Source organism: Aldersonia kunmingensis (assembly GCF_001646865.1).
Classification (GTDB): domain Bacteria; phylum Actinomycetota; class Actinomycetes; order Mycobacteriales; family Mycobacteriaceae; genus Aldersonia; species Aldersonia kunmingensis.
Genome location: NZ_LRRB01000049.1, coordinates 1 through 3,732, shown reverse-complemented (window position 1 = coordinate 3,732; position 3,732 = coordinate 1). Strand labels below are relative to the sequence as shown.

The following is a 3,732-nucleotide window of genomic DNA, read 5'->3' as shown; positions in this document are numbered from 1 at the left end:
GATTCAGCCGGCTCAGCCGGCGACGTGCGGTTTCCGCGCGTCGGTCGACGCAGACCGGTGTGCATGCAGCCAATCCAACCAAAGGTCGAGTTCTTCGAATGCCTTCGCCATGGGCGCGGGCGCGGACAGGAACACGTCGTGGCGCGCGTCCTCGACCGGCACGATCGTTGTGCGTTCGCCCAGGCAGCCCGACCACCGCTGGATCTGTTTGACGTCGAGCACCGCATCGGCGACATCGACCTCGGGGCCGTACTCGCGACTGAATCGTGTGAGCTTCGACCGCAGGATCAGGGCGGGTACCCCGACGTCCAGTCCGCGGTGCAACTGTTGATGGCCCGCCCGGATCGCGCGTAGCCAGCCGAACCGAACCGGGAAGCCGGTCAGCGGCTTCCAGTCGAGGTCGTACTCCCATTCGCCCTTGGCGCTCACGTGCAGGCTCGCGCCGTAGGTGTCGATGCCTTTCCCGGGCAGGACCGACAGCCCGCGGAACCGGCCGACCGTCTGGATGATCGTGGTGCCGATATGGCGTACGAAAGCCGGGCCCTGAAGGTCGAACCAGGGGCTGTTCAGCACAAGCCCGCTGATCCCGGCGAGGTTGCCGCTGCGCCGCAGTCGGTCGAGCCACAGCGGCAGGATCAATCCGCCTGTCGAGTGGGCCATAAGAAGGACATCGGAATCCGTATCGGCGCGCACCTTTGCCACTGCCGCGTCCAATTCGGCGTCGTAGAGCGTGAGGTCCGACACATAATGCGGGGTCTGCCCGGGCCGATGTGACCGACCGCACTTGCGCAAATCGATGGCGTAGAACGTATATCCGAGCCCCGCGAAGTGCTCCGCCAGATGACGCTGGAAGAAGTAGTCGGTGTAGCCGTGCAAGTAGAGGACGGCTGCGGTGGGCTTTCCGGTTCCGGCTGGTACGTGCCTGACCAGCGTGGAGTAGATGTCGCCTTCGCCCTCGGGGTCGAGACCGAGCGGCATGCTGGACTGCTCGTACCCCTCGCCGAGAACATCCGGTTGCCAATCGGACCACTTCGCCGCTGGTTGCGCGTTATGCGTCACATTCCCAATTTACGGGAGCTTGTCGGCCTCCGTGAGGGGCACAATCTAGTTAGGTGAATGGCGGGTAACCTGTCGCCCGACGAATGCGCGAACACCGGATCTCACCGGAGTGCGCGCGGGCTCGAGAGGGTAACCCGCTCGAGCCATGGATCGAAATGCCCGCAGGTAGAGACGGTACCCGCACCACAGACAAGGAAGTCGAACTCACCGTGTCGCAATCAGCAGTGGATTCGGACAGCACTACCGACGTCGTACTTATCGGCGCCGGTATCATGAGCGCCACCCTCGGGACGCTGCTGAAGCAGCTGCAACCCGATTGGTCGATCACGCTGTTCGAGCGTCTCGAGGCCGCGGCTGCGGAGAGCAGCGACCCGTGGAACAACGCCGGTACCGGTCACTCCGCGCTGTGCGAGCTGAACTACACCCCGGCGAACCCGGACGGCACGGTCGATATCACCAAGGCCATCACCGTCAACGAGCAGTTCCAGGTGTCGCGGCAGTTCTGGGCCCACGCGGTCGAAAGCGGCGTGCTGCACGACCCGAAGGACTTCATCAACCCCATCCCGCACGTCAGCTTTGTGCACGGCGCCGACAACGTGGCATACCTGCGCGCCCGCTATGACGCGCTCGCCGGCAACCCGCTCTTCGCCGGTATGGAATTCATCGACGGCCCCGACGAGTTCTCCCGGCGCCTGCCGCTGATGGCTAAGGGCCGTGACTTCTCGGACCCGGTCGCGCTGAACTGGAGCGACGAGGGCACCGACATCGACTTCGGCGCGCTGACCAAGCAGCTGCTCAACCACATCTCGAGTGCGGGCGGTGCGGTCAACTTCGGCCACGAGGTCCGCAACATTTCCCGCCTGTCCGATGGGCGCTGGAAGGTGAAGGTGCGCAACACCCGCACCCTGAAGAGCCGGACGGTCACCGCCCGCTTCGTGTTCGTCGGTGCCGGCGGCGGCGCGCTGTCGCTGCTGCAGAAGTCGGGCATCAAGGAGGCCAAGGGATTTGGTGGCTTCCCGGTCAGCGGCCAGTTCCTGCGCTGCACGAACCGCGACCTCATCGAGGCGCATCACGCGAAGGTGTACGGCAAGGCCGCCGTCGGCGCCCCGCCGATGTCGGTGCCGCACCTCGACACTCGCGTGATCGACGGCAAGCCCGGCCTGCTGTTCGGCCCGTACGCGGGCTGGACGCCGAAGTTCCTCAAGGAAGGCAAGCTCACCGACCTGCCCAAGTCGATCAAGCCGAACAACCTCGGCTCGCTCGTCGGCGTCGGCCTCACCGAGCTCGGCCTGACCAAGTACCTCATCGGCGAACTGCTGCAGTCGGCATCCGACCGGGTGGACACCCTTGGTGAGTTCATTCCCAAGGCCGTTGCCAAGGACTGGGAGCTGATCACCGCCGGCCAGCGCGTGCAGGTCATCCGGCGCAAGGGCGTCGGCGGCGTGCTCGAGTTCGGTACCGCGGTCATCACGGCCGAGGACGGCACCATGGCCGGTCTGCTCGGTGCATCGCCGGGCGCGTCCACCGCGGTGCCCGCGATGATCGACGTCCTGCAGAAGTGCTTCGCCCGCGAGTACCCGTCGTGGGAGCCGAAGCTCAAGGAGATGGTCCCCTCGCTCGGCGTGAAGCTTGCCGAGAACGAGAAGCTCTTCCAAGAGGTTTGGGACTGGTCCTCGAACGTTCTTCAGCTTCGCGAGGACGAGGTGCCCGGGGCGGACGAGTCCGCGCGACTCGCACACGCCGCTTCGGTGTGATAGTCAAAGCCACATGACGGCAACCCTCAACCGGTCCTGGTCCTACGACCTGAGCTCGAGCACTTTCTACGAGTTGCTCAAGCTGCGTGTCGAGGTGTTCGTTGTCGAGCAGAAGTGCCCGTACCCGGAGTTGGACGGACGCGATCTGGAGCCGGAGACCCGGCACTTCTGGCTCGAACAGGACGGCGAGGTCATTGCCACGATCCGTCTGCTCGAGGAGCACGAGGACGGCAAGACCTTCCGGATCGGCCGTTTGTGCACGCGAACGGACGTGCGCGGTGAGGGACATACGACCCGGCTGCTGCAGGCGGCGCTCGCCGAGGTGGGCCCGGCCCGCTGCGTGCTGAACGCGCAGACCTACCTGGTGGATATGTACGCCAAACATGGCTTCAAGCCCGTCGGTCCGGAGTTCCCGCTCGACGGGATTCCGCACGTGCCGATGCAGCGCAACTAGCCGGGCGGATCGACTCCGTCGTAGTGCCGTTTCGCGGGCCTGATGCCGCTGTGCCTACAGTTGGCGGGTGACTTCAGCCGACCGTTCCGCCCTCGATGGCGATGTGGGATTCCCGTTCAGCGCGGTCGTGGGGCAGGACCGGTTGCGCCTCGCGCTCGTGCTGTGCGCGGTACATCCCGGTATCGGCGGCGTCCTGGTCCGCGGCGAGAAGGGCACTGCGAAGTCGACTGTTGTGCGCGCACTCGCGGCGCTGCTGCCGCCCGTCACGGACGAGGACGGCGCTCGGCGCGGCCGCCTGGTTGAACTTCCGGTCGGGGCAACCGAGGACCGTGTCGTCGGATCGCTGAACCTGGAAAAGGTGCTGCGCGAGGGCGAGACAGCTTTCCAGCCCGGCCTGCTCGCGGCCGCGCACCACGGCGTGCTGTACGTCGACGAGGTCAACCTGTTGCACGATCATCTGGTCGA

At 65.8% G+C, this 3,732-nt stretch carries 4 protein-coding genes; 3 read left to right on the top strand and 1 reads right to left on the bottom strand.

Annotated features, from left to right (window positions below):
* Positions 1-12: 12 nt before the first annotated feature.
* Positions 13-978, bottom strand: a complete 966-nt coding sequence (locus tag A8G08_RS03815; protein WP_068270359.1) for an alpha/beta hydrolase — start codon at positions 976-978, stop codon at positions 13-15.
* A 236-nt stretch (positions 979-1,214) separates the two neighbouring features.
* Between A8G08_RS03815 and mqo the strand changes: the two genes are divergently transcribed.
* The 3 genes from mqo to A8G08_RS03800 form a co-directional block, all read left to right on the top strand.
* On the top strand, positions 1,215-2,813 hold the full coding sequence (gene mqo, locus A8G08_RS03810) for a malate dehydrogenase (quinone) (protein ID WP_084435927.1): 1,599 nt from the start codon (positions 1,215-1,217) through the stop codon (positions 2,811-2,813).
* A gap of 13 nt (positions 2,814-2,826) precedes the next feature.
* Positions 2,827-3,267, top strand: coding sequence for a GNAT family N-acetyltransferase (locus A8G08_RS03805; protein WP_068270354.1), 441 nt, complete (start codon positions 2,827-2,829; stop codon positions 3,265-3,267).
* Positions 3,268-3,334: 67 nt separating this feature from the next.
* Positions 3,335-3,732: AAA family ATPase (locus tag A8G08_RS03800; protein WP_157108393.1), on the top strand; the 398-nt coding region annotated here is incomplete at its 3' end.

What these genes read in the sequence shown, in the direction of transcription:
- A8G08_RS03815 (WP_068270359.1), bottom strand. Translation starts at nt 978, where the DNA reads ATGCCGCTCGGTCTCGACCCCGAGGGCGAAGGCGACATCTACTCCACG.
- A8G08_RS03805 (WP_068270354.1), top strand. Translation starts at nt 2,827, where the DNA reads ATGACGGCAACCCTCAACCGGTCCTGGTCCTACGACCTGAGCTCGAGC.
- mqo (WP_084435927.1), top strand. Translation starts at nt 1,215, where the DNA reads ATGCCCGCAGGTAGAGACGGTACCCGCACCACAGACAAGGAAGTCGAA.